Consider the following 26,872-nt stretch of genomic DNA (forward strand, 5'->3'; position numbering starts at 1 on the left):
CCCCGCGCCGCACGCTCGGTGTTCTTCTGGTCCTTCCCTCAGAAGAACACCGAGCGTCGCTGCACCAGCAGCTTGTAGAGCGTGTGCTGAATCGTTTCCCGCACCTGATCGGTGAGGTTGAACATCAGCATCGGATCGTCCGCCGCCTCCTGCGGATAGCCGGCCGTCGGGATCGGCTCGCCGAACTGGATCGTCCACTTCGTCGGCAGCGGCAGCGCCCCGAGCGGCCCCAGCCAGGGGAACGTCGGCGTGACGGGGAAATACGGCAGCCCGAAGACCCGCGCCAGCGTCTTGGCGTTCCCGATCATCGGGTAGATCTCCTCCGCCCCCACGATCGAGCACGGCACGATCGGCACCCCGGCCTTCAGCGCCGTCGAGACGAACCCGCCCCGGCCGAAGCGCTGGAGCTTGTAGCGGTCCGAGAAGGGCTTGCCGATGCCCTTGAAGCCCTCCGGCATCACCCCGACGATCTCGCCGCGCTCCAGCAGCCGCTGGGCATCCTCCGCACAGGCCAGGGTGTGCCCGGCCTTGCGCGCCAGCTCGTTTATCACCGGCAGGACGAACACCAAATCGGCCGCCAGCAGCCGCAGATGGCGCTGTGCCGGGTGATTGTCGTGCACCGCGACCTGGAGCATCAGACCGTCGAGCGGCAGCGTCCCGGAGTGGTTGGAGACGATCAGCGCGCCGCCCTCGGACGGGATGTTCTCCACGCCCTTCACCTCGACCCGGAAGTACTTCTCGTACACGGGCCGCAGCAGCGACATCAGGACCTGGTCGGTCAGCTCCTCGTCGTACCCGAAGTCGTCGACCTCGTAGTCGCCGGTGATCCGCCGGCGCAGGAAGGCCAGGCCGCCCGCGATCCGCTCGTCCAGGGACCGCGGCCGCGACGGCGGGGCCGCCGCCGGCGGGTGCTCGGTCCGTGCTTCCGGTACGGGCGCCAGCGCCGCACCGCGTTCCGTGCGCCCGGCCCGCCTGGCCTTCCTGCGCGCCCGGGGCTCCTCGCCGAAGGGAATGACCTTGGCGTCCGCCATCGTGGGTGAACTCCTCACTGGCTCTGGCCGCCGCGTGCGGGGAGCACGCCGGCGAGCCGGTCGACGGTGCGGGCGAGGGACGCGGGCGGCAACAGCCCGGGTCCGCGACTGCGGGCGAATTCCGCGAAGGTCTCCGCCGTCGTGTACTTCGGACGGAATCCCAGTGTCTCGCGCATCTGCGTCGTCTCGACGACCCTGCCGTGCGTGAGCAGCCGGATCTGCTCCGGTGAGAAGTCCGTGATGCCGACGGACCGCAGCGCCGTACCGGCCCAGGTCACCGTCGGCAGGAGCAGCGGGACGGTGGGCCGCCCCAGCCGCCGGGCGGTCTGCGACAGTAGCAGCACCCCGTCCCCGGCGATGTTGAACGTGCCGCTGTTGAGCGTGCCGCGGCGCGGCGCGGCGGCGGCGATCCGCAGGACCGCGATGGCGTCGTCCTCGTGGACGAACTGCAGCCGCGGGTCGTAGCCGAGGACGGTGGGCCACACGGGCAGCGAGAAATACTCGGCGAGCGGGGAATCCGCGCACGGCCCGAGGATATTGGCGAAGCGCAGCACACACACCGCCACGTCGGGCCGGCGCCGGGCGAAGCCGCGGACATACCCCTCGACCTCGACGATGTCCTTGGCGAAGCCACCGCTGGGCAGCGACTTCGGCGTGGTGGTCTCGGTGAAGACGGCGGGGTCCCGGGGCGCGGAGCCGTAGACGCTGGTGCTGGACTTGATGACCAGCCGCTGCACCTTCGGGGCCTTCTGGCAGGCGCCGAGGAGCTGCATCGTCCCGATGACGTTGGTTTCCTTCACCGAGGCGCGGCCGCCGCGCTTGCCCAACGGTGTGCCGTTGATGTCCATATGGATGACGGTGTCGACACCCGTCTCGGCCAGCACCCGCGCAATGGCCGGATGCCGGATATCGGCCTTGAGGAATTCCGCGCCGCCCAGATGGTGTTCCGGCGCCACCGCGTCGACCCCGATCACCCGGTCGACATCCGGATCGCGCTGGATACGGCGTACGAACCGCCCGCCCAGCTGCCGTGCGACTCCCGTGACGAGCACGACCCTGCCCAAGATCAGGACTTCCTTCCCGCCGCGACTTCCGCCTAGCCGAGCTGTGCCGACCACGCTATCGGGTCGGTGTTGCGCGGTGATGACCACAGGATGCCCGCGGGCACATTTCCGCCCGACCACCGTCCATACGGCCCACAACGCACCGCAGCCCCCCATCGCACCAAGGCGATGGGGGGCTGCGAATTCGCGATCAGCGTCGCTTACTTCTTGTTGCGACGCTGAACACGGGTGCGCTTGAGCAGCTTGCGGTGCTTCTTCTTCGCCATCCGCTTGCGCCGCTTCTTGATAACAGAGCCCACGACTACCCTCGCTCACTTCGATTACTCGGTGCGGGGCGTCCGAGCCCACACTACCTACATCGCGCCAGCCTACCCGGCGCCGGGCGAACGGCGTAATCCGAGGGTCGGCAAAGGTCCCGTCAGGCTGATTCCACCCCCACAAAGGACTCCCGGAGGTAGTCGTGCACCGCCTGCTCCGGAACCCGGAAAGACCTCCCCACGCGAATCGCGGGCAGATGACCGCTGTGCACCAAGCGGTACACGGTCATCTTGGACACCCTCATCACCGTGGCGACCTCCGCCACGGTCAGGAACACAACCTCGTTCAGAGGCCTCTGCTCTGCAGCCATGCCACACCTGCACCTTCCGCATAAGACGGGTCACCGGCTTCCCCTCCGGTGACTCTTCGTCGCCATGCGCTCACTCCCCAGATTAGGGGCGGGTGATGCGAGTGGGGAAGAGGAGCAGCGAACAGCCGCCTATCGGGACAGACGCGCCCGATTAAGGACATAACGCGCCAGCGGTCGATAGGACGCCGCACACACCGCGTCGTCGAGCGGCACCACCTCGGACACCCTCCCCTCGGCCTCGCCGACGAACAGCGCGGGGTCGTCCGTATCGGCCAGCCCGATCGCCTCGATACCCAGCTGACCTGCCCCGCAGACCCAACCGTGGTCCCCGATCACCAGCGCCGGCAGCGGCCCGGAAGCGTCCGCCGCGGCCGCCAGAACGGTCCGCACGGGCAGCGGCGAATGGGTGTGCACGCCCCCCACCGCGGGCGCGCCCCGCACGCCTGCTTCTCGCATCAGCGCGACTCCCCGTACGTAGTCGAGTGTGCAGGTACGTACGCCGAACCGGGTCGCTATGTCGACACGGGCGCCATACGCCGAGGTGAGAACCGGGCAGCCCGCCGACGAGAGAGCGTCTGCGAGAGCGGCGTAGAACCCCAGCAGCCGGTCCGGATGACCGGTGCCGAGCAGCACCGGGAGCCGCCGGCCCGCCGCCTCCGCCACCCTGTCGGCGAACCGGTCCAGGGCGGCGATCGTCCGGTCGGGATCGACCACATCAGGGCCGGAAGTATGCGCGGGATCGACCGAAACCCCGCACTTCTGCCCCATCAGTCGCAGGACTTCACCCAGCGACCACTCCCGCACAGGATCCAGACCCAGCAGCACCCGGGGGTCGCGTGCCGCGAAGAGCCGGTAGCGCGCCAGGCTCTTCTCCCGCAGGGTCGCGATCGTCCCCGCGAGCCGCGCCTCGATCAGGTGCGCCCGCAGCGCACCGGTAGCCAACACAGGACCCATACTGTCCGGTTGGTCGGCATACGGGTGCCCCGACCGACGGGTAGTCACACATCCGTGGGGCCCGCAGCGGATACGGCCCCACGGCCGCGGCCGCCGGCCCCCGGAGACGGCGGCCCGCCGCATCCCGGGGCACGGCATGACAGCACGTCAGGGGCGTGCTCCCGGCCCCGGGCTACGGCAGCAGCCCGTGCGAGGGGAACACCGCACGGCGGGTGGCCAGCACCGCCTGGTCCAGCCGGTCGGCCGGGTCGTAGCCGTCGTCGACGAAGTCCCGCCACCGCGGCGTACGCCCGTCCGTCATCCGGTGCGGCGCCAACTGCCGCGTCCTGCGGAACACTTCGTGCCGCCAGGACTCCGGCACCATCGAGGCCGGATCGATCGGCCGGTCCGCCGCGATCGCCGCCAGATGCGTCCAGCTGCGCGGCACCACGTCCACCACGGCGTAGCCGCCCCCGCCGAGCGCGACCCACCGGCCGTCCGCGTACTGGTGCGCCAGGTCGTGACAGGCCTCGGCCACCGCCCGCTGGGCGTCCAGGCTCACCGCGAGGTGCGCCAGCGGATCCTCGAAGTGGGTGTCCGCGCCGTGCTGGGACACGATCACCTGCGGCCGGAAGGCCCCCAGCAGCTCCGGCACCACCGCGTGGAAGGCCCGCAGCCAGCCCTCGTCCCCGGTCCCGGCCGGCAGCGCCACATTCGCCGCGGTGCCCTCCGCGCCCTCCCCGCCGGTCTCCTCCGGCCAGCCGGTCTGCGGGAAGAGCGTCCGCGGATGCTCGTGCAGCGAGATCGTCAGGACTCGCGGGTCCTCCCAGAACGCCGCCTGCACCCCGTCGCCGTGGTGCACGTCCACATCGACGTACGCGACCCGTTCGGCGCCCAGCTCCAGCAGCCGGGCCACCGCCAGCGACGCGTCGTTGTAGATGCAGAACCCGGCCGCCCCGCCCGGCATCGCGTGGTGCAGCCCGCCGGCGAAGTTCACCGCGTGCGCCGCGTCTCCCCGCCAGACGGCCTCCGCCGCGCCCACCGACTGCCCGGCGATCAGCGCGGACGCCTCGTGCATCCCCGCGAACGCCGGATCGTCCGCCGTCCCGAGCCCGTACGAGAGATCCGCGGCCGCCGGGTCCGCCGAGGCCCTGCGCACCGCACCGATGTAGTCCTCACGGTGCACCAGCCGCAGGGTCGAATCCCCCGCCGGCTTGGCCGCGACCACCTCCAGCGGCCCGCGGTCGAGCTCGAACGCCTCCACCAAACGCATGGTCAGCGCGAGCCGGACCGGGTCCATCGGATGCCCGGACCCGAAGTCGTAGCCCGTTACTGCCTCATCCCACATCAGCTGTGCGCGGCCGCTCATGCCCGTCACCGTATCGGGCCTCCGGCGCCCCGAACGAACGGGCATACACCAACGTCACCAACACCAGGGCCATCGGTACGAGCATCGCCCCCCGATAGCTCCAGGCATCGCCGAGCGCCCCCACCAGCGGAGAGCCGATCAAAAAGCCCACATAGTTGAAAATGTTCAGCCGCGCGACGGCCGCGTCCGAAGCCTCCGGCCCGTGCTTCTCGAAGGCGACCCGCCCGGCCGCGGCGAACGTCTGCGGCACGATCACACACAGCCCCAGCCCCAGCAGCGTGAAGCCGGCCATCCCCGCCCAAGGCCCGCTCGCCGCGGCCACCACCGCGAACCCGCCCGCCGCCACCACCGTCCCGCACCGCACCACCGCGACCGCCCCGAAGCGCCGCACCCCCAGGTCCCCCACCACCCGCCCGAGCAGCGTGGTGACCATATAGACGTTGTACGGAACCGTGGCCAGCTGCTCCGAGCTCCCCAGGACGTCGTGCAGATACTTGGCGCTCCAGTTGGAGACGGTCGAGTCCCCGATATACGTGATGGCCATCACCAGACACAGCGGCAACAGCAGCCGCATCGCCAGCGGCACGGCGACCGCCCCGCCCGTCCCGGCCCCCGCGGCCCCCGGCGCCGTCCGCTCCCGGTCCACGAACCACCGGCCCACTACCAGGGCCAGTGGCAACAGCACCGCCACCACCGGCCCGTACAGCAGCGCCAGCGACAGCTTCCAGTGCGCCCCGGCCCAGGCCAGCGAGGCCCCCACGATGCCGCCCAGGCTGAACGCCGCGTGGAACCCGAGCATGATGCTGCGCCCGTACGCCCGCTGCAGACTCACCCCGAGCATGTTCATCGAGGCGTCCAGGGCCCCCACCGACAGCCCGAAGACCGCCAGCGCCACCGCCACCTGAGCCGTCGTTCCGACCGACCCGACACCCACCAGCGCCAGGCACACCACGGGCTGCACACACCGCAGCACCCGGCCGGCCGGCACCCGCTTCACCAGCTGCTCGGTGACGACACTGCCGACGCCCGCCAGCACGGGCACCGCCGCCAGGAACGCCGGCAGCAGCGCGTCCGATATGCGGTACCGCTCCTGGATCGCGGGTATCCGGGTCACGAGGAGGGCGAAGACCGCGCCCTGGACGAAGAAGCTGAGGGCGAGCGAGAGCCGTCCGTGCCGCAGCTGCGCATCTGGTACCCGAGGGGCCGTCATGGCCGCTCAGCCTAGAACTCCCCCCTACCACTGGGTAGATGGATCACCACACCAATTCGGCGGGCGCCTGCCGGCCGGTTGCCGGCCGGTTGCCGGCCGGGGGCTACCGCAACAGCTCGGGCAGCTCCGCCATCCGGCCGAACAGCCCGCTGACCGCGCCGGCCTCGGTCAGCTTCTCCGCCGGCGTCATCGCGGTGAACCCATAGACGTCCATCCCCGCCGCGACCGCGGCCCGCACGCCCAGCGGGCTGTCCTCGACGACCGCACACCGCTCCGGCGCCACGCCCCTCTCCCGCGCCGCGTGCACAAAGAGGTCCGGGGCCGGCTTCCCCCGCCCCACGTCCTGGGCGCTGAAGACCCGCCCCGCCGGAAACCACCGGTCCAGCCCCGTCGTGCGGTGCCCCACCCGGATCCGCTCGTGACTGCCGGAGGAGGCGACACAGTACGGAACGCCGTCCGCGTCCAGCTTCTCCAGCACCTCGGTCACCCCGGTCACCGGCCGCAGCTCCCGCTCGAACGCCTCGAAGACCCGGCCGTGGAAGACCTCGTCGAAGTCCGCGGGCAGCCGCCGGCCCGTCCGCTCCAGGACCAGCTCGTGAATGCGGTGCATCGCCGACCCCATGAAGTCGCGTATCGACTCCTCGTACGACGTGGGATGCCCCAGCTCGGTCAGATAGCCGGCCAGGATGGTGTTGGAGAGGGGTTCGCTGTCGACGAGCACACCGTCGTTGTCGAAGATGACCAACTCGTATCGCATGCCCTGAGCTTAGGCACACCGCTGCCCCGGGACGGTTTCTGTTCCGGAACGCAGAAAAGCCCCGCACCATACGGTGCGGGGCTTTCCCACAATGATTGTTCGGCGGCGTCCTACTCTCCCACAGGGTCCCCCCTGCAGTACCATCGGCGCTGAAAGGCTTAGCTTCCGGGTTCGAAATGTAACCGGGCGTTTCCCTAACGCTATGACCACCGAAACACTATGAAGTTAACCAACCCGGCAATAAAACAGGTCGTTACTTCAGAACCTACACAGTGGACGCGAGCAACTGAGGACAAGCCCTCGGCCTATTAGTACCAGTCAACTCCACCCGTTGCCGGGCTTCCATATCTGGCCTATCAACCCAGTCGTCTACTGGGAGCCTTAACCCCTCAAAGGGGGTGGGAGTCCTCATCTCGAAGCAGGCTTCCCGCTTAGATGCTTTCAGCGGTTATCCTTTCCGAACGTAGCCAACCAGCCATGCCCTTGGCAGGACAACTGGCACACCAGAGGTTCGTCCGTCCCGGTCCTCTCGTACTAGGGACAGCCCTTCTCAAGACTCCTACGCGCACAGCGGATAGGGACCGAACTGTCTCACGACGTTCTAAACCCAGCTCGCGTACCGCTTTAATGGGCGAACAGCCCAACCCTTGGGACCGACTCCAGCCCCAGGATGCGACGAGCCGACATCGAGGTGCCAAACCATCCCGTCGATATGGACTCTTGGGGAAGATCAGCCTGTTATCCCCGGGGTACCTTTTATCCGTTGAGCGACGGCGCTTCCACAAGCCACCGCCGGATCACTAGTCCCTACTTTCGTACCTGCTCGACCCGTCAGTCTCACAGTCAAGCTCCCTTGTGCACTTACACTCAACACCTGATTACCAACCAGGCTGAGGGAACCTTTGGGCGCCTCCGTTACTCTTTAGGAGGCAACCGCCCCAGTTAAACTACCCACCAGACACTGTCCCTGATCCGGATCACGGACCCAGGTTAGACATCCAGCACGACCAGAGTGGTATTTCAACAATGACTCCACAACCACTGGCGTGGCCGCTTCAAAGTCTCCCACCTATCCTACACAAGCCGAACCGAACACCAATATCAAGCTATAGTAAAGGTCCCGGGGTCTTTCCGTCCTGCTGCGCGAAACGAGCATCTTTACTCGTAATGCAATTTCACCGGGCCTATGGTTGAGACAGTCGAGAAGTCGTTACGCCATTCGTGCAGGTCGGAACTTACCCGACAAGGAATTTCGCTACCTTAGGATGGTTATAGTTACCACCGCCGTTTACTGGCGCTTAAGTTCTCAGCTTCGCCAACCCGAAGGTTGACTAACCGGTCCCCTTAACGTTCCAGCACCGGGCAGGCGTCAGTCCGTATACATCGCCTTACGGCTTCGCACGGACCTGTGTTTTTAGTAAACAGTCGCTTCTCGCTGGTCTCTGCGGCCACCACCAGCTCACACTGCAAGAGTGATCACCAGCAATGGCCCCCCTTCTCCCGAAGTTACGGGGGCATTTTGCCGAGTTCCTTAACCATAGTTCACCCGAACGCCTCGGTATTCTCTACCTGACCACCTGAGTCGGTTTAGGGTACGGGCCGCCATGAAACTCGCTAGAGGCTTTTCTCGACAGCATAGGATCATCCACTTCACCACAATCGGCTCGGCATCAGGTCTCAGCCTTAACGTGTGACGGATTTACCTACCACACGGCCTACACCCTTACCCCGGGACAACCACCGCCCGGGCTGGACTACCTTCCTGCGTCACCCCATCGCTTACCTACTACCACCTTGGATCGGCGGCTCCACCACGTCCCTTTGTCCGAAGACTCCAGGCCGGCTTCACGGCCTTAGCATTAATGGATTCGATACTGGGCGTTTCAAAGCGGGTACCGGAATATCAACCGGTTGTCCATCGACTACGCCTGTCGGCCTCGCCTTAGGTCCCGACTTACCCTGGGCAGATCAGCTTGACCCAGGAACCCTTAGTCAATCGGCGCACACGTTTCCCACGTGTGTATCGCTACTCATGCCTGCATTCTCACTCGTGAACCGTCCACAACTCGTTTCCACGGCTGCTTCACCCGGCACACGACGCTCCCCTACCCATCACGATCCCCGTTGGGGGTAATATCGCAATGACACGACTTCGGCGGTGTGCTTGAGCCCCGCTACATTGTCGGCGCGGAATCACTTGACCAGTGAGCTATTACGCACTCTTTCAAGGGTGGCTGCTTCTAAGCCAACCTCCTGGTTGTCTCTGCGACTCCACATCCTTTCCCACTTAGCACACGCTTAGGGGCCTTAGTCGATGCTCTGGGCTGTTTCCCTCTCGACCATGGAGCTTATCCCCCACAGTCTCACTGCCGCGCTCTCACTTACCGGCATTCGGAGTTTGGCTAAGGTCAGTAACCCGGTAGGGCCCATCGCCTATCCAGTGCTCTACCTCCGGCAAGAAACACACGACGCTGCACCTAAATGCATTTCGGGGAGAACCAGCTATCACGGAGTTTGATTGGCCTTTCACCCCTAACCACAGGTCATCCCCCAGGTTTTCAACCCTGGTGGGTTCGGTCCTCCACGAAGTCTTACCTCCGCTTCAACCTGCCCATGGCTAGATCACTCCGCTTCGGGTCTTGGGCACGCTACTCAACGCCCTATTCGGACTCGCTTTCGCTACGGCTTCCCCACACGGGTTAACCTCGCAACATACCGCAAACTCGCAGGCTCATTCTTCAAAAGGCACGCAGTCACGACGCACCGAGCAAGCTCGATGCGCGACGCTCCCACGGCTTGTAGGCACACGGTTTCAGGTACTATTTCACTCCGCTCCCGCGGTACTTTTCACCATTCCCTCACGGTACTATCCGCTATCGGTCACCAGGGAATATTTAGGCTTAACGGGTGGTCCCGCCAGATTCACACGGGATTTCTCGGGCCCCGTGCTACTTGGGTGGTTCTCAAACGAGCCGCTAATGTTTCAGCTACGGGGGTCTTACCCTCTACGCCGGACCTTTCGCATGTCCTTCGCCTACATCAACGGTTTCTGACTCGTCTCACAGCCGGCAGACTGCAAAAGAGAACTCCCACAACCCCAACCACGCAACCCCTGCCGGGTATCACACGTGACTGGTTTGGCCTCATCCGGTTTCGCTCGCCACTACTCCCGGAATCACGGTTGTTTTCTCTTCCTGCGGGTACTGAGATGTTTCACTTCCCCGCGTTCCCTCCACACTGCCTATGTGTTCAGCAGCGGGTGACAGCCCATGACGACTGCCGGGTTTCCCCATTCGGACACCCCCGGATCAAAGCTCGGTTGACAGCTCCCCGGGGCCTATCGTGGCCTCCCACGTCCTTCATCGGTTCCTGGTGCCAAGGCATCCACCGTGCGCCCTTAAAAACTTGGCCACAGATGCTCGCGTCCACTGTGCAGTTCTCAAGCAACGACCAGCCACCCACCACCCCAACCCGAAGGCTGAGTTCACTGGGGCCGGCATCGCGAAGGTCCAGACCGTAGTCCGTACCCTCAGATACCCAACAGCGCGCCCGGCCCACTCAACCCCCAGATGCTTTCCACGCCGAAGCAGTACTAACTTCCAGAGAATCAAGTGTGCCGAATAGTCAACGTTCCACCCATGAGCAACCAGCATCAGACATTCGCCGATGTACTGGCCTCTGACCCGGACAAGTCCGAGTAAGAAGTGCTCCTTAGAAAGGAGGTGATCCAGCCGCACCTTCCGGTACGGCTACCTTGTTACGACTTCGTCCCAATCGCCAGTCCCACCTTCGACGATTCCCTCCCACAAGGGGTTGGGCCACCGGCTTCGGGTGTTACCGACTTTCGTGACGTGACGGGCGGTGTGTACAAGGCCCGGGAACGTATTCACCGCAGCAATGCTGATCTGCGATTACTAGCAACTCCGACTTCATGGGGTCGAGTTGCAGACCCCAATCCGAACTGAGACCGGCTTTTTGAGATTCGCTCCACCTCGCGGTATCGCAGCTCATTGTACCGGCCATTGTAGCACGTGTGCAGCCCAAGACATAAGGGGCATGATGACTTGACGTCGTCCCCACCTTCCTCCGAGTTGACCCCGGCAGTCTCCTGTGAGTCCCCATCACCCCGAAGGGCATGCTGGCAACACAGAACAAGGGTTGCGCTCGTTGCGGGACTTAACCCAACATCTCACGACACGAGCTGACGACAGCCATGCACCACCTGTACACCGACCACAAGGGGGCGCCTGTCTCCAGACGTTTCCGGTGTATGTCAAGCCTTGGTAAGGTTCTTCGCGTTGCGTCGAATTAAGCCACATGCTCCGCTGCTTGTGCGGGCCCCCGTCAATTCCTTTGAGTTTTAGCCTTGCGGCCGTACTCCCCAGGCGGGGAACTTAATGCGTTAGCTGCGGCACGGACGACGTGGAATGTCGCCCACACCTAGTTCCCAACGTTTACGGCGTGGACTACCAGGGTATCTAATCCTGTTCGCTCCCCACGCTTTCGCTCCTCAGCGTCAGTATCGGCCCAGAGATCCGCCTTCGCCACCGGTGTTCCTCCTGATATCTGCGCATTTCACCGCTACACCAGGAATTCCGATCTCCCCTACCGAACTCTAGCCTGCCCGTATCGAATGCAGACCCGGGGTTAAGCCCCGGGCTTTCACATCCGACGTGACAAGCCGCCTACGAGCTCTTTACGCCCAATAATTCCGGACAACGCTTGCGCCCTACGTATTACCGCGGCTGCTGGCACGTAGTTAGCCGGCGCTTCTTCTGCAGGTACCGTCACTCTCGCTTCTTCCCTGCTGAAAGAGGTTTACAACCCGAAGGCCGTCATCCCTCACGCGGCGTCGCTGCATCAGGCTTTCGCCCATTGTGCAATATTCCCCACTGCTGCCTCCCGTAGGAGTCTGGGCCGTGTCTCAGTCCCAGTGTGGCCGGTCGCCCTCTCAGGCCGGCTACCCGTCGTCGCCTTGGTAGGCCATCACCCCACCAACAAGCTGATAGGCCGCGGGCTCATCCTTCACCGCCGGAGCTTTCCACACGGAGGTCATGCGACCCCGTGTCGTATCCGGTATTAGACCCCGTTTCCAGGGCTTGTCCCAGAGTGAAGGGCAGATTGCCCACGTGTTACTCACCCGTTCGCCACTAATCCCCTCCCGAAGGAGGTTCATCGTTCGACTTGCATGTGTTAAGCACGCCGCCAGCGTTCGTCCTGAGCCAGGATCAAACTCTCCGTGAATGTTTACCCGTAATCGGGTCAACACACACGAGAGCGGAACGACCAGACGGAATAGGTCCGGTCGTTCACAGCGTCCTCGCTGTGTGTGCCATCCGCACCGCATGGTGCCGATGGACTTTCAAAGGAACCTCATCCACCGAGGTGGACGGGGTATCAACATATCTGGCGTTGACTTTTGGCACGCTGTTGAGTTCTCAAGGAACGGACGCTTCCTTTGTGCCTTATCGGTTCTGATTGACTCAGTACCGGGCTCTCCGAGCGCTTCCCTTCGGTCTTGCGTTTCCGACTCTATCAGATCCTTGCGGGCCCGATTTTCGCCGGTGCGTTTCCGCCTTTCGGCTTCTTCGCGTTTCCAACCTTACCAGATCCGTTTCCGTGTCCGGCGCCCTGTTGGAGCGGGCTCGGCCGTCCGGCTTTCGCTTTTCGACCTTTCCGACTCTACCAGACCCGATTTCGTTCCGTTTCCGGTCCGAATTCGTTTCCGATTCCCCGTCGGAGGGGTTGCCGTGGTGCGGCTATTTGAGCTGCCGCGCCTTTCGGCGTGATCACTACTTTAGCGGAATTCCTCGCTGACGCATAATCACGTCACGGTTCGAATTTCGGCATGCCGAAATAGGTCCCGTTGAGGGGCCGTGCAGTAGTGGTGTGCCGCGAAGCGGCGGGATGGCTGCCGCAGAAACCGTTCCGGCTCTGTGGCAACTCGGAGAACACTACGGATGGGCCAGGACCGTGTCAACTCGCGTCAGTCAAGGTCACTCAGACGTCCGTCGGCGTCCGGCTGGGCGTCCTCGACGCGGCGCAGCAGACGGGTCAACACCTGCCCGAGGATCTGACGCTCCCCGCCGTTGAGGTCCTGGAGGAGGTCCTCTTCGAAGACCGATGCCAGGCGCATCGCCTCGAGCCACTTCTCGCGACCCTCGTCGGTCAGCTCGACGATGACGCGGACGCGGTTGGCCTCGTCGCGCTCCCGGGTGACCAGACCCTCGTTCGCCATGCGGTCGATGCGGTGGGTCATGGCGGCCGGCGTGAGGCCTAGGCGCTTGGCCAGTTCGCCGGGGCCCAGTTGATAGGGGGCTCCGGAGACGACGAGGGCCTTGAGGACCTCCCACTCGGCATTGCTCAGGCCCAGGGTGGCGGTCTGCCGCCCGTAGGCGACGTTCATCCGCCGGTTGAGGCGCTGGAGTGCGGAGACGACCTGCTCCACCTGGGGGTCGAGGTCCTGGAACTCGCGCTGGTAGGCCGCGATCTGTTCCTCGAGGCTCGGCTCGGCAGCGTCGGCGGCCGCATCGGAGGGCTCAGACATGCGGCGCAGTATGACATGGAAGTCATTGGCGTTGAAGTTCTTCGGCGTGTACTCTTTAGCTTCGAACTTTAGAGTTGAAGTCTTCAGGGTGTGACTGTCTGGTCTCGCCCCGTCGCCTGTCGCAGCTCGCCGGTTCGTCCTTCTTATCCGTCTGATGACATGACCTAGGTAGGTGAGTGTGACCACCGCGATGGGCGCCGCGTTGCGCCGGATCCAGCTCGGGAACGCGCTGAGCGCGTTCGGCAACGGCTTCACCGTTCCGTATCTGTACGTCTATGTGGCGAAGGTGCGGGATCTCGGCGCGAGTACGGCCGGGGTGGTGCTGGCGATGCTGGCGGTGGCCGCTCTCGTCGTTCTGCCGCTGACCGGCCGGGCCATCGACCGGCGCGGGCCGCTGCCGGTGGCCGTCGTCGGGACGGTCTCGGCCGCCGCCGGTGCCCTGGGGCTGGGGCTGTCCGCCACCGAACCGCTGGTCGTCGCGTCGGCCATCGCGCTCGGTGCCGGCATCGCGGTCATCCAGCCGGCGCTCGCGACGATGATCGTGTGGTGCTCGACGACGCTGACCCGCTCGCGCGCGTTCGCCACCCAGTTCTTCCTGAACAACCTGGGCCTGGGCGTCGGCGGACTGGTCGGCGGGCTGCTGGTCGACGAGTCGCACCCCGAGAGCTTCGTGCGGCTGTTCGCGATAGAGGCCGTGATGTTCCTGGTGCTCGGCGCGGCGGTGGCGAGCGTGCGGCTGCCGCGCACGCCGAAGGTGGAGGACACCGTCCCCACCGAGGAGCGGGCGAAGGGCGCCTGGCGGGCGATGTTCGCCGACCGGCGGATGATGTGGCTGTGCGTGCTCGGCTTCGTGCTGTTCTTCGCCTGCTACGGGCAGTTCGAGTCGGGGCTCGCGGCCTATGCCACCGAGGTCACCCGGATCGCGCCGGCGAGCCTGGGTATCGCGCTGGCGGCCAATACGGCGGCGATCGTGGCGGCGCAGTTCGTGGTGCTCAAGCTCGTCGAGCGGCGGCGGCGCAGCCGGGTCATGGCGCTGGTCGGGATGGTCTGGACGGTGGCGTGGATAGCCGCCGGTCTGTCCGGGCTGGTGCACGGCTCACAGGTGGTGGCCACCGCGCTGCTGATCTCGACCTACGCGCTGTTCGGTATCGGTGAGTCGATGCTGTCGCCGACGCTGGCCCCGCTGGTCGCCGATCTGGCCCCGGCCTCCCTGATCGGCCAGTACAACTCGGCGTTCGCCCTGGTCAAGCAGCTGGCGCTGGCGCTGGGGCCGGCGGTGGGTGCCCTGATGGTGGGGCACGGAATGTATGCGTCGTACATCGTGATGCTGGTGGTGTGTGCGCTGGGGATCAGCGCGCTGTCGCTGTGGCTGGGCCGGATGCTGCGGCCGGGGCAGGACAATCCGCACCGTGCGGTGGCGGCCGTGCCGGCACCCCGTGCGGAGGTGCCGGGGGCGGCGGAGACCACCGGTTCGGTGCCCGCGGCCGTGTGAGACCGGCGAGGGGCGGGGCGGGGCGCCGAGGTGCCCGGCCCCGCCTTTCGCGTATCCGAGGTGCTGATCCCCGGTCCGGGGGCGGGGATCAGCCGGCCGCCGGGCGCTGCGGCCGGGCGTGCGCCTGCGCGTGTACCTGGCCGTGCGGCAGGGCGAATTCGCACCAGACGGCCTTGCCGCCGCCCGGGGTGCGGCGGGAGCCCCAGGACGAGGCGATGGTCGCGATGATGGAGATGCCCCGGCCGGCCTCGTCGACCGGCTCGGCGCGGCGGCGGCGTGGCAGGTGGTCGTCCCCGTCGGTGACCTCGACGATCAGCCGGCGATCCGTGCGCCGCAGACGCAGCCGCATGGGCGGGGTGCCGTGCTGGAGGGAGTTGGCGACGAGTTCGCTGGCGGCCAGTACGCCGAGGTCGTGCAGCTCGGGGGAGAAACGCCAGGAGGCGAGGACCCCGGAGGCGAAGGCGCGGGCCCGCGGGGCCGCTTCGACGCCGCCGTGCAGTTCGAGGGCGGCGTTGTGGAACAGCTCGGCGTCGTGGCCGGTCCGCTCCGGGTGCTGGAGGACGAGGATGGCGACGTCGTCGTCGTGCGCGGCCGTGATGCCCAGGGAGCGCAGCAGGCGGTCGCAGACGATGTCGGGGGCGCCGGCCGCACCGGCGAAGGCGCGCTCCAGGGCCTCCACCCCCTCGTCGATGTCCTTGTCCCGGCGCTCGACCAGGCCGTCGGTGTAGAGGACGGCGCTGCCGCCGGGACCGAGGGGGACGGAGCCCGAGGTGTGCAGCCAGCCGCCGGTGCCCAGCGGCGGGCCGGTGGGCTCGGCGGCGCGGCGGACCGTGCCGTCGGCGTCGCGGACGAGGATGGGCAGATGGCCGGCCGAGGAGTAGACGAGCCGGCCCTCGTTCGGGTCGTGGACGGCGTAGACGCAGGTGGCGATCTGGCTGGCGTCGATCTCGGCGGCCAGGCCGTCGAGCAGCTGGATGACCTCGTGCGGCGGGAGGTCGAGGCGGGCGTAGGCGCGGACCGCGGTGCGCAGCTGACCCATGACGGCCGCGGCGCGCACCCCGCGGCCCATGACGTCGCCGATGACCAGGGCGGTGCGGCCGGCGCCGAGGGTGATGACGTCGTACCAGTCGCCGCCGACCGCGGCCTCCGTGCCGCCGGGCTGGTAGGTGGCGGCCACCCGCAGGTCGTCGGGCTGCTCCAGTTCCTGGGGCAGGAGGGAGCGCTGGAGGGTGACCGCGGCCTCACGCTGGCGGGCCTCGCTGGCGCGCAGCCGCTCGGCGGACTCGATCTGGTCGGTGACCTCGGCCCCGAAGACCAGGACGCCGTTGCGCGGCGCGACACAGGCGACCTCGGGGTCGGGCGCCGGGCCGCTCGCCGCGACCTCGACCGGGGCGCAGGTGAAGGTGTAGTAGGCGTCGCGGGAGCGGTCGCCGCCCGTGCCGGCGGGGACCTTGCGGGACTTGACCGTCCGCGGCCGGCCGCTGCGCAGGACCTGGTCCATCAGGGGCAGCAGGCCCAGTTCGTCCAGCTCGGGGAGGGCCTCGCGGGCGGGGTGGCCGGCCGGGCGGGCGCCGAAGACGTGGGCGTAGGCGCCGTTGACGTAGGCGAGGCGGTGCTCGGGGCCGTAGAGGACGGCGACGAGCGCGGGGATGGTGCCGAGGATGTCGTGGACGGACAGCGCGTCGACGGTGGGCGGCAGGGCCTCGGGGGTGAGCTCCCGGGAGGGCGCCGGCTCGGCGTGCTCGGCGCGGGCCGCGGGGACCGAGCCGGTGGTGGCACCCGAGGGCGGGGCCGGCGTGTCGTCCGGGCCCGCGGGTCCGGCGGAGGGCGCCGGGGCGGACGCGGCGGCGGCCGGGCCGGAGGCGGGGCGGGGTGCGGCGCGGTCGGACCGTGCGGCGGCGCGCCGCTGTGTGCCGGGGAGTTTGGCGCTCCAGCGCGTGAAGATCACGGAGGGGTACCTCTTACTTCGCGTCGTCGCGCGGGGTCGGGCCGTCGGCAGGGCGGAACCTCCCGGCCGGGGGCCGGAAGAGGGTCGGCTGGGGGCACTCTCGGCGCCCTCTTGCGGAATGCAGCAAACGTCCAGAATCCTCGTGATTGTCACTCTTTGCAGATACGAGCCCACCCATGGTCACACGTCCAGTGTGGCCGACCGGACGGACATCCGTCAGGCGCCGGGGCGCCCTGTGGAGTTCCGCGCTCCGCCGCAACCGGTCGTTCCAGGGATGACGGCGGATCAACTCGTGTGGGCGTACGGCGCGTCAACTGGCCTCGTTGTGCCGACCCGTGCCGGCGGCGAGTTCGAATTCGGCGCGCGGGTTCTCCAGCGAGCCGAGCGAGACGATCTCACGTTTGAACAGGCCCGCGAGGGTCCATTCGGCGAGCACCCTGGCCTTGCGGTTGAAGGTCGGCACCCGGCTGAGGTGGTACGCACGGTGCATGAACCACGCCGGGTAGCCCTTCAGCTTGCGCCCGTAGAGGTGCGCGACGCCCTTGTGCAGGCCGAGGGACGCCACCGACCCGACGTACTTGTGCCGGTAGTCCACGACCGGCCCGCCGCGCACCGCCGAGGCGATGTTCTCGGCGAGCACCTTGGCCTGGCGCAGCGCGTGCTGGGCGTTGGGCGCGCACATCGGCCGCGGCCCCCCGGGCTCGGCCGGCTCGGCGGTCAGATCCGGGACGGCGGCCGCGTCCCCGGCGGACCAGGCGTGCTCGACGCCGTCCACCCGGAGCGCGGGGGTGCACTGCAGACGGCCGTGGGCGGCCAGCGGCAGCTTGGTCGCGGCCAGGACGGGGTGCGGCTTGACGCCCGCGGTCCACACCAGGGTCCGGGTCGGGAAGCGGGAGCCGTCGCTGAGGACGGCGACCCGCTTCTCACAGGACTCCAGCCGGGTCTCCATCCGCACGTCGATGTTGCGGGCGCGCAGCTCACGCACGGCGTAACGGCCCATCTCCGGCCCCACCTCGGGCAGGATGCGGTCGGTGGCCTCGACCAGGATCCACTTCATGTCCTCGGGCTTGATGTTGTGGTAGTAGCGGGCGGCGTAGCGGGCCATGTCCTCCAGTTCGGCCAGCGCCTCCACGCCCGCGTAGCCGCCGCCGACGAAGACGAAGGTCAGCGCGGCGTCGCGGACCGCGGGGTCACGGGTGGAGGAGGCGATGTCGAGCTGCCCGAGGACGTGGTTGCGCAGCCCGATGGCCTCTTCGACGGTCTTGAAGCCGATGCCGACCTCGGCCAGGCCCGGGACGGGCAGGGTGCGCGAGACCGAGCCGGGCGCGAGGACCAGCTCGTCGTAGGCGACCTCGACGGAGTCGCCGCCGGTCTCCTCCGCGGCCAGGGTGGTGAGGGTGGCCCGGCGCTCGCCGTGGTCGATGGCGGTGACCTCGCCGATGACAACCCGGCACTGCGGCAGCACCCGGCGCAGCGGGACGACGACATGGCGCGGGGAGATCGAGCCGGCCGCGGCCTCGGGCAGGAATGGCTGATAAGTCATGTAGGGATCCGGGTCGACCACCATCACCTCGACGGTGCCCTGCCGCAGCTCCTGCTTCAGCTTCCGCTGCAGCCGCAGGGCGGTGTACATCCCCACATAGCCACCGCCGACAACGAGAATGCGCGTCACGTTGTTCGAAGACACAGCCTTCACAGGGGTTCTCCTCGCGGTGTCGAACAGGCCCGGACGGCACCGACCGCGGAGGCCAGCCGGCGGCGCTCCACCATCGGGAACTGCGCCCCCGGAAAGGCACAGCACTGTTCCATGACGCATCGCCGGAGCGCCTTTGTCCACAGGCCCGTCGAAATGAGTGACCGGGCGCGGCCCCGGGGACGGAACGGCCCATTCCGCACGGGCGCGGAGAGGTGCGCTGGTCAGAGGGTGGGGGACGGCCGAGCGGCAGGGGTGAAATCCGGGCGGATCACGCCGCTTGGGCCGATCGGGGGTGCATTGTGCGGAACTCCCCCTTCATTCTTGACCCCAGCTCAACTATGTTCGTATCTCGTTGGGGTGCACCCTGTCATCGGTCCGCCCTGACTGTCAGGGCGGGGAGTCTCCGGGGGGAGACGTCATTACCGGGGGATATCTATGCACACGCAGGGCTCTCAATGGCCGACCACCGTCACGATGGCAGCTGCCTCGGACGGCGCCGGGAGCGGTGGCACACACAGCGGTGCCACACACAGCAGAACCAACGAGAACGGCAACGGCACCGGCATGACCCACCGGGCCGCTGCGGGACCGGGCGGCCGGAGCACGCCGCTGCGGGTGGACGCACAGCGCAATCTGGAACACGTGCTGCGCGCCGCGCGCGAGGTGTTCGGCGAGCTGGGATACGGCGCGCCCATGGAGGACGTGGCCCGGCGGGCCCGTGTGGGGGTCGGCACGGTCTACCGCCGCTTCCCCAGCAAGGACGTCCTCGTCCGCCGGATAGCGGAGGAGGAGACCGCACGGCTGACGGACCAGGCGCGTACGGCGCTGGGCCAGGAGGACGATCCGTGGTCGGCGCTCTCGCGCTTCCTGCGGACCTCGGTGGCCTCGGGGGCCGGGCGGCTGCTGCCGCCGGGCATCCTGCGGGCGGACGCGGACACCGGCCGGCCCACGCTGCCGTCGGTGCCCGGGGCGAACGAGCCGCGGCTGCCGGACGGTCTGAGCGAGGCGCGGGTGCCGCTGCAGCGGGTGGCGCCCGGAGGTGACGGGACGCCCGCCGCTCTGCGGCCGGCCGGTGAGCGTGCGGTCCCGCAGGACGAGCCGGCTCCGGTGGCCGAGACCACCGGCGCCGACGCGCTGCTGGAGGTCGTCGGGCGGCTGGTCGAGCGCGCCAAGGCGGCCGGGGAGCTGCGCACCGATGTGACGGTCTCCGACGTTCTCTTAGTCATCGCCACGGGTGCACCGGCGCTGCCCGACCCCGGCCACCAGCAGGCCGCCTCCGCGCGACTGCTGGAAATCCTGCTGGAGGGGCTGCGCTCACGTCGGGAGCGGTGAGTTCCGGCGGCCGCGGACCGTCCCGGTGGAACCCGTTCGCCGGGTCCCCCGGGCGGGCCCGGCCGCGGAACGGCCACCACGCCCTCCGGGGCTGCACGGGGCGCGCGCGGGGTCGTCCGTACGGGGTCCGCGCGCGGTGTGGTCCGTCTGGGCACGGTGGCTCGTACGGGTGAACGCCCGTGCGGTCGTCCGCCCTTGCTCCCCGGAGGAGTGGCGGGTGGCCGGAGTCCGCTGCCACCGGGGCGCGGTGTGGCACGCTGGCGCGGTATTCGGGTGGGACGGCGGCTTCGGGAGCCTCGGCAATGAGTGTTGACGGGCAGGACGAGCGGCGCGACGGCGGGTCCGGGGTGGGTGCCCACGACGAGACGCCGGCCGGGCATGTACCCGCTCCGGGTGGGCCGTTGGACGCGGCCGCCGCTGACCCGGGGCCGGCCGTACCGGCTCCGCGCGCCGGCGGCCCCACGGACGTGGCCCCTCTCGTACCGCGGCAACGCAGCCGCGACGGCCGGCCTGCCCCGGAAGCAGATCCCGGGGACGGCGAACTCCCGCCCTCCGACGCCCAGTTGCTCGCCGACCTGCGGGCCGGCGACGACGGCGCGTACGAGGAGATCTACCGCCGGCACGCCCCCGCGGTCCGCGGCTACGCCCGCGGCTGCTGCCGGGATGCGGACACCGCGGAGGATCTGACCGGCGAGGTCTTCGCCCGCACCCTGCAGGCGGTGCGCGGCGGCGCGGGCCCCGAGTCCGCGGTGCGGGCCTATCTGCTGACGACCCTGCGGCGGGTCGCGGCGTCCTGGGCGAAGACCGCCCGCCGGGAGCAACTCGTCGAGGACTTCGCGGTGTTCGCGCTCTCCGCGGCCGGCCCGCCGGGGGACGCGAAGACCCTCGAACCGGGCGCGGAGGTGCGCGCCATGCAGGAGGCCGAGCGCTCGCTGGCCGTAGAGGCCTTCCGCAGCCTTCCGGAGCGCTATCAGACGGTGCTGTGGCACACCGCCGTCGAGGACGAGTCGCCGAGCCAGGTCGCCCCGCTGCTCGGGCTGACCGCGAACGCCACGGCCGTCTTGGCGCACCGCGCCCGGGAGGGCCTCAAGCAGGCGTATCTGCAGGCGCACGTCAGCCGGTCGCTGACCGACGGCGGCGACTGCGCCCGCTACGCCGACCGGCTCGGCGCCTACGCGCGCGGCGGGCTGCGGATGCGGGCCGAGCGGGGACTGCGCAGACATCTGGACGACTGCGCCCGGTGCCGGCTGGCCGCGCTGGAGGTCGAGGACGTCAACCAGCGGATCGGTGCGCTGCTGCCGGTCGCGGTCATCGGCTGGCTGGCCGCCGGGTACGCCGTCAAGGCGGCGGCGGGTGCCGCGGCGGGAGCGGCGGCCGGGGCCGGAGCGGCCGGACTCACCGGGGGCGGCTCGGGAGGTGCCGGCGCCGCCGGCGGTGCCGCCGCGGGCAAGGGGCTGAGCGTCTCGCTGACGGTCGGTCTCGGGGTCGGGGCGGCGGCGGCGGTGGCCGGCACGGTCCTCGCGCTGTCGCTGACCGGCCACCCGCACCGGGCGCCGGAACCGCAGGCCCGCTCCGCCCGGCCGGCCCCGGCCGCGCCGCAGAAGCCGGCGCCCGTGCCGTCACAGCCGGGACTTCCGCCGGCGGCCGGCGCCGCGCCCACCCCCGAGTCGCCCTCTACACCGGCCCCCGCGCACCCCCGGGCACCGGCCCACAGGCAGCGGCCGGCCCCGCCCGCGGCCCCGTCCCCGCGGAAGCCGGCGCCCGCTCCGTCCCGGCCCGCGTCCCCGGCCGCCCCCGCCCCGACGCGCCCGGCCCCCGGCGCCACCCCGCCGAAGCCGGCCCCGAAACCACCGCTCCCTCCGCTGACGACATATCGACTCAACACACTCAACCGTGACTTCATGGGCGATGGCAGCAAGCCGGAGGTGCGCTCCCTCGGCAGCGGCTGGCTGTGGACGCGGCGGGCGCCGGCGATCGGCGGCACGCGGTATCCCCACGGGGTGAGCGTGCCCGCGCTGTCGTCGGTGACCATCGACCTCAACCGCCCGTGCACCGCCTATGACGCCGTCGTGGGCGTCGACGATCTGAGCAGGGGACCCGGGGCGCTGCGCTTCTCCGTCTACGCGGACGGGGTGCGGCTGTGGCGGTCGCCCGCGCTCCGCGGCGGGGAGGCCGGGATTCCGCTGCATCTCCCGCTGGCGGGCCACCGGACGCTGCGGCTGGTGACCGAACCGGCGGCCCACGGCGCACCGGCGCTCGGGGACTGGGCGCGGTCGACCCTCAGCTGTCGTTGACCGGCGGCCGCCCGGCGCCGGACACCGCCCCGGATCAGGTCAGCCGCGCCCGGGGCACGACCCCGCCCGCGACCGCCTTCTGACGCGGCGCCCCCGCCCCCGTCCAGCACGAGCCCCGCCGGGTCACCAGCCGCCGCAGCCACAGCTCCGTGGAGACCAGCTCGGCCAGCCCGTCCATGGGCAGCGCGGCGCCCTCCGCCGCGTCCCGCAGCGCCTTGCGGACCACCCGTGCCTCCACCAGCCCCGCATCGGCCAGCAGCGGTGCGTCGAAGAGCTGTTCCAGCCCGTCTATGGCGCCGCGCAGCCCGGCGCGTACCTCCGCCGCATGGGTGAGGTGCGAGGTGGCGCCCCAGCCGGTCGGCAGATCGCGTACGCCGGCCCCGGCCAGTACGGAGCGCAGCACGGTGGCCCGCGCCCCCGGCTGCACCCGCAGGGTGTCCGGCAGGGCCCGGCAGGCGAGCACCACCTGGTTGTCGAGGAAGGGCGCGTGCAGCCGCTGGCTGCGGACCTCGGCGGCCTGCTCGAAGACCCGGTGGTCGGCGGCCTGGCGGGTCAGCGCGGCACGGGCCCGGCGCTCCCCGGGGCGGCTCACGGCGGGCACCCGCTGCACCGCCTCGCTCAGCCGAACCGATACTTCCGCCAGCGCCTCCCCCGTGAGCCAGCGCGCCGCGGGCCCCGGACGGCACCAGGCGAGCGCGGCCAGCGAGGCGTCCACGGCCCCGGCGGCCACCGGCTCGTCGGCGAACTGCCGCTCCAGGAGGCGGCGTGCGGTGTCGGCCATCCCGGAGGCGTAGGGGGTACGGGCGAGCCTGCGGGCGGCGCGGTAGACGGTGAACGGGACGAGGACGGACTGCGCCGTGGAGCCGTCGGCCTTCGCCAGCGCGGTGACCGGACGCAGCAGATGGCGCCGGCGGCGGTCCAGGAGGAGGTCGGCGAGGCGGGCCGGGTGGGCGTCGAGGACCTGGCGGGCGCCGTGCCCGACGAAGTGGTCCGCGCTGCCGGCCAGCAGCCGTCGGCGGTGCCGGCTCGCGGTGATGAGGGAGGGGCCCGGCTCGTCCGTGAGCGGGCCGCTTTCGAGGTCCGCGTACGGGAGGGCCTCTTCGCCGGCCGCGACGACGACGTGGTGCAGCCGCGGGTTGTCCGCGAGGCTGCGGGCGCGCTCCAGTTCGGCTTCGCGGGAGGCCGCTCCGCCGTTGGTGGCACGGTCGTTGAAGGTGACGGCCAGGAGGCGTTCGCCCTGGCCGCCCAGCCGTCCGGGGCGGCCGGGGAGGCCGGCGGCCAGCAGGGCGAGGGTCCCCGACGCGCTGCCTCCGGAGAGGTCGGCGCCGATGCCCGGGGCCGGCGCGCCCCGTGCCGCGCGCCGCGCCGCGGGTCCCATGCCGGGCACCGGGCCGGGGTCGAGGCCGTCGCGGCCGTCCGGGTCGGGCACGTGCCGGGGCCCGGCCAGCCGCGCGCGGACGGCGTCGACCAGGGCGTCGCGGACGCCGTCCACGGCCTGCTCCGGGGCGAGCGGGGGCGCGGCGACGGCCAGCGAGGCGGTCGGCTCGAAGGAGGTGATGTCGCCGGCGCCGCCGCGCAGCACCAGGGCGTGGCCGGGCGGGATCCGGCGGACCCCTTCGTACGGCGTGCCATCGCCGAGCGCCTCGGGGACGTCCGGGCAGGCCAGCAGCGCGGCCAGGTGGCCGATGTCGAGCGTGGCCTCGACGAGGTCGGCGAGCGGCAGGGCGGCGGTGGCGTAGGCGGTGCCGCCGGCCCAGCGGGTGTGGAAGACGGGGCGGGCGCCCGCCAGATCGCCGGTGACGGTGAGCCGCCGCCCCGTCCGGACGACGGCGGTGTAGCTGCCCGGCCAGGCGGTCAGGTGGCGCAGCGCGCCCCCGCGCGCCGCGAACAGGCCCACCCGCAGCTGGTCGTCGGTGGCCCCGCAGGCGCCGAAGACCGCGAGCCGGGTCTCGGGGTCGGCCTGGACCACCCGGACCTCGTCCGGCCGCCAGTCGCCTACCGCCCAGAGGGGATCGGGGTCGCCCCACACCAGCTGTGCACCCACGGGAAGGACCGCGCGGCCCTCCTCACCGGGGGCCGGGCCCGAGGCCGCCGGCCCCGTGGTGGCACTGCTCCACCCCACCAACCAGCGCATCGCCGCCTCCACCCGATGTCCCCGTCCGCCGGGGCCAACGGCCACCCCGTACAGCGGATCGCCCGGCCGCCGCGGGCTGTTGTGGCGACCATGCTGCCATGACGGCGCCGCGGAGGAGGCGTTGAGGCGGTCCTGTATACGGGCGGTTCCCCTCGCACGGCCCCCGGGAGGGCCGCCGGCGGGAGCGGGGTGGGCGGCACCGGCCCGCCGCGGGCGAGCGGCGGGCGGTGGAGCGGCCGGGCGGACGGCGCCGGCAACGAGGCCGGGCGGGCCGGCCTCCGGACGCCCTCCCGCCGGGGTGGGGCGGCGGCGCCCGCCCCGGCCCCGGAGGCCCCCCGTGTGGCCCCCGGGGCGGCCCCCGAATATGCGGCGGCGCGAAATCACCACCCGTAGACTTTCGGCCAAAGTCCTTTCCACACAGCCCAGTTGACATTCTCGGGCTGGGTGTCAACCGGTACCCCGGCAGGCCGGCGAGCGGCCTGTGCGACGGTCCGGGAGGCGGGCTGCGCCCCCCGGACCGGACCGTCACCCGCGGGGAATGAGGTGACGGTATCCCCCAGCCCACTGGATCCAGTGCAGCGGGCCGACCCACGCAGAAGCCATGGAAGCGCTCCCCGCGGGGCCCGCCCAGCGCGCACGGACGGGCGCACGGGCACACGTACCCGGAGCACATGCCAATTCCCGCACCCCTGTTTGAACACGAATCTCGCCATCCGGCACACCGGCCCTTAACGGTCAGGATCCGGCGAACTACTCTGGGTGGACGCATGCCCCGGGGTACCGGGGCGGCCGTCGCTGTGTCGAGGGGTGCGCATGTCCAGGGATATACGCGGGCCGAACGAAAAGCTCGGCACCGTTCTCGCCCTCGCGGGGATCAGCAATGCCGGACTGGCGCGCCGGGTCAACGACCTCGGTGCGCAGCGCGGACTGACGCTTCGTTACGACAAGACGTCGGTGGCGCGGTGGGTCTCCAAGGGCATGGTGCCGCAGGGCGCCGCGCCCCACCTCATCGCGTCCGCGATCGGCAGCAAACTCGGCCGGCCCGTCCCGCTGCACGAGATCGGGCTGGCCGACGCGGACCCGGCGCCCGAGGTGGGCCTGGCGTTCCCCCGTGACGTGGGCGCCGCGGTGCGCTCCGCGACCGAGTTGTACCGCCTGGATCTGGCCGGACGGCGGGCCGGCGGGGGCGGCATCTGGCAGAGCCTGGCCGGATCCTTCGCCGTCAGCGCGTACGCCACCCCCGCCTCGCGCTGGCTGATATCCCCGGCGGACAGTTCGGTGGCCCGGGAGGCGGCCGAGGCGCGCGACAAGGACGCCGCGGCGGCCGGCGACGCCGGCATCCCCCAGCACGTCGGGCACAGCGACGTCAGCAAGCTGCGGGAGGCCGCCGAGGACGCGCGCCGCTGGGACTCCAAGTACGGCGGCGGGGACTGGCGTTCCTCCATGGTGCCGGAGTGCCTGCGGGTGGACGCGGCCCCGTTGCTGCTCGCCTCGTACAGCGACGAGGTCGGACGGGCGCTCTTCGGGGCGACCTCCGAACTCACCCGGCTCGCGGGATGGATGGCCTTCGACACGGGCCAGCAGGAGGCCGCGCAGCGCTACTACATCCAGGCGCTGCGGCTCGCCCGCGCGGCCGCCGATGTCCCCCTGGGCGGCTATGTCCTCGCCTCGATGTCCCTCCAGGCGACGTACCGCGGCTTCGCGGACGAGGGCGTCGACCTCGCCCAGGCCGCCCTGGAGCGCAACCGCGGTCTGGCCACGGCCCGCACCATGAGCTTCTTCCGCCTGGTGGAGGCGCGCGCGCAGGCCAAGGCCGGCGAGGCGCGCGCCTGTGAGGTGGCGCTGAAGGCCTCCGAGGGCTGGCTGGAGCGCTCCCGCAGCGGCGACCCCGACCCGTCGTGGCTGGACTTCTACTCGTACGAGCGCTTCGCCGCGGACGCCGCCGAGTGCTACCGCGATCTGCGGCTGCCCCGCCAGGTGCGCCGCTTCACGGAGCAGGCCCTGTCGCGCCCGACCGAGGAATTCGTCCGCTCCCACGGGCTGCGCCTGGTGGTGTCCGCGGTGGCCGAACTGGAGTCCGGCAACCTCGACGCGGCCTGCGCGGCGGGCACCCGCGCGGTCGAGGTGGCGGGCCGGATCTCCTCCGCCCGCACCACCGAGTACGTCCGCGATCTGCTGCACCGCCTGGAGCCGTACGGCGACGAGCCGCGCGTGGTGGAGCTGCGCGAACGGGCGCGACCGCTGCTGGCGGCGCCAGCTTAGGAGCGGGGCGCCCGCTCAGGCGCGGGTGCCGGACGGGCTACGGGCGCCGGGCGGGGAACGGGCGCCGGGCGGGGAACGGGCGCCGGGCGGGGAACGCGGGCGTCCGGCCCCTGCCGGCCGGGTGGCACGGGCGTCCGGCCGGGTGGCACGGGCGTCCGGCCGGGCCCGAAGGAAA

The 26,872-nt window shown here is 70.1% G+C and carries 16 protein-coding genes and 3 rRNA genes; 4 read left to right on the forward strand and 15 right to left on the reverse strand.

From position 1 onward, the window contains the following. Window positions 1-38: 38 nt before the first annotated feature. From ACQP17_RS17095 to ACQP17_RS17150, 12 genes are all read right to left on the reverse strand, one after another. Window positions 39-1,031: a lysophospholipid acyltransferase family protein gene (locus ACQP17_RS17095; RefSeq protein ID WP_433857060.1), complete on the reverse strand. Its 993-nt coding sequence runs from the start codon at window positions 1,029-1,031 to the stop codon at window positions 39-41. Between the two features lie 14 nt (window positions 1,032-1,045). Next, a complete protein-coding gene (locus ACQP17_RS17100; RefSeq protein ID WP_189104319.1) occupies window positions 1,046-2,095 on the reverse strand; it encodes an NAD-dependent epimerase/dehydratase family protein in 1,050 nt (349 codons plus the stop codon). A 200-nt stretch (window positions 2,096-2,295) separates the two neighbouring features. Beyond that, a complete protein-coding gene (locus tag ACQP17_RS17105) occupies window positions 2,296-2,394 on the reverse strand; it encodes a 30S ribosomal protein bS22 (RefSeq protein WP_003948845.1) in 99 nt (32 codons plus the stop codon). 119 nt (window positions 2,395-2,513) lie between these two features. Next, window positions 2,514-2,723, reverse strand: a complete 210-nt coding sequence (locus tag ACQP17_RS17110; RefSeq protein WP_154073984.1) for a helix-turn-helix domain-containing protein — start codon at window positions 2,721-2,723, stop codon at window positions 2,514-2,516. 129 nt (window positions 2,724-2,852) lie between these two features. Then, window positions 2,853-3,668: a phosphatase gene (locus tag ACQP17_RS17115; protein WP_433857061.1), complete on the reverse strand. Its 816-nt coding sequence runs from the start codon at window positions 3,666-3,668 to the stop codon at window positions 2,853-2,855. Between the two features lie 181 nt (window positions 3,669-3,849). Next, a complete protein-coding gene (locus ACQP17_RS17120) occupies window positions 3,850-5,025 on the reverse strand; it encodes an acetoin utilization protein AcuC (RefSeq protein WP_433857062.1) in 1,176 nt (391 codons plus the stop codon). Continuing rightward, complete coding sequence (locus tag ACQP17_RS17125) at window positions 4,994-6,235, reverse strand: MFS transporter (RefSeq protein WP_433857063.1); 1,242 nt, start codon at window positions 6,233-6,235, stop codon at window positions 4,994-4,996. The genes ACQP17_RS17120 and ACQP17_RS17125 overlap by 32 nt, the downstream gene beginning before the upstream one ends. A 103-nt stretch (window positions 6,236-6,338) precedes the next feature. Further along, window positions 6,339-6,992 carry an HAD family hydrolase gene (locus tag ACQP17_RS17130; RefSeq protein WP_433857064.1) on the reverse strand — a complete coding sequence of 218 codons (654 nt, stop codon included), beginning with the start codon at window positions 6,990-6,992 and terminating at the stop codon, window positions 6,339-6,341. Between the two features lie 97 nt (window positions 6,993-7,089). Next, a 5S ribosomal RNA gene (rrf, locus tag ACQP17_RS17135) occupies window positions 7,090-7,206 on the reverse strand. 74 nt (window positions 7,207-7,280) lie between these two features. Next, window positions 7,281-10,403 (reverse strand): 23S ribosomal RNA (locus tag ACQP17_RS17140). 304 nt (window positions 10,404-10,707) lie between these two features. Further along, window positions 10,708-12,236, reverse strand: a 16S ribosomal RNA gene (locus ACQP17_RS17145). The 16S, 23S and 5S rRNA genes sit together here, the layout of an rRNA operon. Window positions 12,237-12,978: 742 nt before the next feature. Further along, a complete protein-coding gene (locus ACQP17_RS17150) occupies window positions 12,979-13,539 on the reverse strand; it encodes a MarR family winged helix-turn-helix transcriptional regulator (RefSeq protein WP_433857065.1) in 561 nt (186 codons plus the stop codon). A 178-nt stretch (window positions 13,540-13,717) separates the two neighbouring features. Between ACQP17_RS17150 and ACQP17_RS17155 the strand changes: the two genes are divergently transcribed. Next, the gene (locus tag ACQP17_RS17155) at window positions 13,718-15,031 is read left to right on the forward strand and encodes an MFS transporter (protein ID WP_433859925.1); all 1,314 of its coding nucleotides are present in this window, start codon (window positions 13,718-13,720) and stop codon (window positions 15,029-15,031) included. Between the two features lie 88 nt (window positions 15,032-15,119). On the opposite strand, the gene ACQP17_RS17160 is transcribed toward ACQP17_RS17155, so the two are convergent. Next, window positions 15,120-16,979, reverse strand: coding sequence for an ATP-binding SpoIIE family protein phosphatase (locus ACQP17_RS17160; protein ID WP_433857066.1), 1,860 nt, complete (start codon window positions 16,977-16,979; stop codon window positions 15,120-15,122). 310 nt (window positions 16,980-17,289) lie between these two features. Next, entirely contained in the window at window positions 17,290-18,612 is a 1,323-nt protein-coding gene (locus ACQP17_RS17165) for an NAD(P)/FAD-dependent oxidoreductase (RefSeq protein WP_433859926.1), read from the reverse strand. 537 nt (window positions 18,613-19,149) lie between these two features. Here ACQP17_RS17165 and ACQP17_RS17170 point away from each other — a divergent pair. Then, window positions 19,150-20,007 (forward strand): TetR/AcrR family transcriptional regulator, encoded by an 858-nt coding sequence (locus tag ACQP17_RS17170; RefSeq protein ID WP_433857067.1) that lies wholly within the window; start codon window positions 19,150-19,152, stop codon window positions 20,005-20,007. Window positions 20,008-20,309: 302 nt separating this feature from the next. Further along, a complete protein-coding gene (locus ACQP17_RS17175) occupies window positions 20,310-22,301 on the forward strand; it encodes a sigma-70 family RNA polymerase sigma factor (protein ID WP_433857068.1) in 1,992 nt (663 codons plus the stop codon). Window positions 22,302-22,335: 34 nt separating this feature from the next. Here the strand turns inward: ACQP17_RS17175 and ACQP17_RS17180 are convergent, their stop codons facing one another. Next, window positions 22,336-24,435 carry an asparagine synthase-related protein gene (locus tag ACQP17_RS17180; protein ID WP_433857069.1) on the reverse strand — a complete coding sequence of 700 codons (2,100 nt, stop codon included), beginning with the start codon at window positions 24,433-24,435 and terminating at the stop codon, window positions 22,336-22,338. An 813-nt stretch (window positions 24,436-25,248) separates the two neighbouring features. Between ACQP17_RS17180 and ACQP17_RS17185 the strand changes: the two genes are divergently transcribed. Continuing rightward, on the forward strand, window positions 25,249-26,697 hold the full coding sequence (locus ACQP17_RS17185) for a hypothetical protein (RefSeq protein ID WP_006604728.1): 1,449 nt from the start codon (window positions 25,249-25,251) through the stop codon (window positions 26,695-26,697). Window positions 26,698-26,872: the final 175 nt, after the last annotated feature.

This window comes from Streptomyces kronopolitis (assembly GCF_050953795.1).
In the GTDB taxonomy this organism is placed as follows: Bacteria; Actinomycetota; Actinomycetes; order Streptomycetales; family Streptomycetaceae; genus Streptomyces; species Streptomyces kronopolitis_A.

Bases quoted from the DNA above. Each gene is read 5' to 3' on its own strand.
- ACQP17_RS17095 (WP_433857060.1), bottom strand. From the start codon at position 1,031: ATGGCGGACGCCAAGGTCATTCCCTTCGGCGAGGAGCCCCGGGCGCGC.
- ACQP17_RS17110 (WP_154073984.1), bottom strand. From the start codon at position 2,723: ATGGCTGCAGAGCAGAGGCCTCTGAACGAGGTTGTGTTCCTGACCGTG.
- ACQP17_RS17120 (WP_433857062.1), bottom strand. From the start codon at position 5,025: ATGAGCGGCCGCGCACAGCTGATGTGGGATGAGGCAGTAACGGGCTAC.
- ACQP17_RS17125 (WP_433857063.1), bottom strand. From the start codon at position 6,235: ATGACGGCCCCTCGGGTACCAGATGCGCAGCTGCGGCACGGACGGCTC.
- ACQP17_RS17130 (WP_433857064.1), bottom strand. From the start codon at position 6,992: ATGCGATACGAGTTGGTCATCTTCGACAACGACGGTGTGCTCGTCGAC.
- ACQP17_RS17150 (WP_433857065.1), bottom strand. From the start codon at position 13,539: ATGTCTGAGCCCTCCGATGCGGCCGCCGACGCTGCCGAGCCGAGCCTC.
- ACQP17_RS17165 (WP_433859926.1), bottom strand. From the start codon at position 18,612: ATGTACACCGCCCTGCGGCTGCAGCGGAAGCTGAAGCAGGAGCTGCGG.
- ACQP17_RS17170 (WP_433857067.1), top strand. From the start codon at position 19,150: ATGGCAGCTGCCTCGGACGGCGCCGGGAGCGGTGGCACACACAGCGGT.
- ACQP17_RS17175 (WP_433857068.1), top strand. From the start codon at position 20,310: ATGAGTGTTGACGGGCAGGACGAGCGGCGCGACGGCGGGTCCGGGGTG.
- ACQP17_RS17180 (WP_433857069.1), bottom strand. From the start codon at position 24,435: ATGCGCTGGTTGGTGGGGTGGAGCAGTGCCACCACGGGGCCGGCGGCC.
- ACQP17_RS17185 (WP_006604728.1), top strand. From the start codon at position 25,249: ATGTCCAGGGATATACGCGGGCCGAACGAAAAGCTCGGCACCGTTCTC.